This is a genomic window from Actinomadura sp. 6K520, from assembly GCF_004349245.1.
Classification (GTDB): domain Bacteria; phylum Actinomycetota; class Actinomycetes; order Streptosporangiales; family Streptosporangiaceae; genus Spirillospora.
Genome location: NZ_SMLC01000384.1, coordinates 1 through 1,612, shown reverse-complemented (window position 1 = coordinate 1,612; position 1,612 = coordinate 1). Strand labels below are relative to the sequence as shown.

Genomic DNA, 1,612 nt, shown 5'->3' with positions numbered 1-1,612 from the left:
TGGAGCAGGTCGGCGATGCGGGGGCGGGTTCCGTCGGTGCGGGCGAGGCGCTGGTCGGGTGGGATGCGTTTGCCGAGGAGCGGGTGGTCGCCGGGGCCCATGTCGTAGCGGATGCCCAGCCCGCTGAGCATCCCCGCGAGGTGCCCGGCCGCGTCCCTGTAGGTCACCAGCTCACCGAGCACGTCGCGGACCGGGTCCATCTCCTCGCCGGTGAGCCGCAGTTCGATCGCGGCGGCGGCGTTGCGCGCCAGCTGCCGTCCGATCGGGCGGCGCTCGTCCTGGTAGGTGTCGAGCAGGCCGCCGGGTGCCCGGCCGTTGATCGTCGCGGCCAGCTTCCAGCCGAGGTTCACCGCGTCCTGCACGCCGACGCTCAACCCCTGCGCCATGGCGGGCGGCTGCACGTGCGCGGCGTCGCCGGCCAGGAACACCCGGCCGCGCCGGTACTCGCCGGCGACCCGGGACGCGTCGGTGAAGCAGCTCAGCCAGCGGCACCGCCCGTGGTGGATGGACTCGCCGGTGAGCCGCTGCCACGCGTCGGCCAGCTCGGCGTAGGTGAGCGAATCCCGGTCCCGCGGCGTCATGCCCTTCTCGTGGACGACGACCCGGGTGACGCCGTTCTCCAGGTCCATCGCCAGGACCATGCTGCCGCCCGGCAGGTTCTCGACGATGCGCCGGCGGCGGGTCTCGATCCCGGTGACGTCGGCCGTGTAGAAGCCGCGGGTGGGCGCCGAACCGGGGAAGGCGATCCCGGCCAGCTTGCGGATGGTGCTCCGCCCCCCGTCGCAGGCGACCAGGTACCGGGCGGTGTCCGCACCGGGGCCCTGCGGCCCGTCGAAGGAGACCGTCACGCCGTCCGGCGTCTCCCGGAAACCGGTCACCGCGTATCCGCGGCGCACCGGCACCCCGAGCTCGTCCGCCCAGCCCTCCAGCATCCGCTCGGTGCGGTACTGGGAGACCCCGCGGACGCTGGAGTGATCCTCCTCGAACATGCCGAGGTCGATCCGCACCCCGCCGAGATGGCTGTCGGCGGACTCCACGTCGCCGAGCCTGGCGAGCAGCCCCCGCTGGTCGAAGCACTCGGCCGTGCGCCTGGTGAAGCTGGCTCCGCGCGACTCCCGCGGCGGGGCGGGAAGCTTCTCGTAGACGACGACGTCCACGCCGCCCAGGCGGAGTTCGCAGGCCGTCATCAGCCCGACCGGCCCCGCTCCGACGACGGCCACGTCCGTTGCCATGCTCACACTCCTGTTCGCTCGGTGCCGCTGCTCAACGGCCGGTCTCGTGGGCGGTGGCCATGGTCCGGGCGGTGCCGAACCATTGGCTCAGTGCGTGGGTGAGGTCGTTGTCGGTGCCGGGGTGGGTCCAGGCGATGTAGCCGTCGGGTCGGATGAGTGCCGCGTCGAGGTCGGGTGCGGGTGGTTCGGTGAGGGTGATGGTGTCGATGCGGTCGGTCCAGGGGCGGGCTTGGTCGGTTGCTGCGTTGTCGTTGGTGGTGAGGAGCAGGCCGCGGGCGGTGTGGAGCAGGTCGGCGATGCGGGGGCGGGTTCCGTCGGTGCGGGCGAGGCGCTGGTCGGGTGGGATGCGTTTGCCGAGGAGCGGGTGGTCGCCGGGGCCC

1 protein-coding gene and 1 pseudogene are annotated in these 1,612 nt (G+C 73.2%); both read right to left on the bottom strand.

What is annotated here, in order from left to right; translation table 11 throughout:
• The coding region (locus tag E1289_RS37495; protein ID WP_131988923.1) for an FAD-dependent monooxygenase at positions 1–1,232 on the bottom strand (1,232 nt) is incomplete at its 3' end.
• Between the two features lie 31 nt (positions 1,233–1,263).
• A pseudogene (locus tag E1289_RS38765) lies at positions 1,264–1,612 on the bottom strand (hypothetical protein); the annotation flags it as partial.